Source organism: Streptococcus parasanguinis, from assembly GCF_001578955.1.
GTDB lineage: Bacteria > Bacillota > Bacilli > Lactobacillales > Streptococcaceae > Streptococcus > Streptococcus parasanguinis_U.
On the sequence record NZ_KQ969735.1, the window covers coordinates 1 to 423 of the forward strand.

A 423-nucleotide genomic window follows, 5' to 3' on the forward strand; every position below is an offset into this window, starting at 1 on the left:
ATGAGAGACAGTATAGCGCAAATAATACCAAAAGATCGCAAAACATTCCACTGAAGATTGTTCTTCATCTGTTCTCGGATCAATCCGATGGCATCCTGAAATTGTTTGGAGTTTTCAAGCTCTTCAATTTTCTGCGAATAGTCTGTAGATGCTGAATCATTAGAATGATAGAAATCTCCCAATCAACTCCACTCCTTTCTGACACGAGGCACTTTACTATATTATAACACCAACATAACTTTGTAGCAACTGTATTATAATAGTTTTCAGTTCTTTGAAGACACAAAAAAATCCTGATCCGAAGACCAGGATTTGAGGCACCTTTCGGTGAGAACAGCCGGTTCACACAACTGTTCAAGGTCCGCTCCTGCGTTACAATTGAATGTAGACCTCCTCAGCGCAAAAGGCTCCTAAGAGCCAATC

At 40.4% G+C, this 423-nt stretch carries 1 pseudogene; it reads right to left on the reverse strand.

From position 1 onward, the window contains the following. Positions 1-182, reverse strand: a pseudogene (locus tag SPADD19_RS11010) (DUF3137 domain-containing protein); the annotation flags it as partial. Between the last annotated feature and the right edge of the window lie 241 nt (positions 183-423).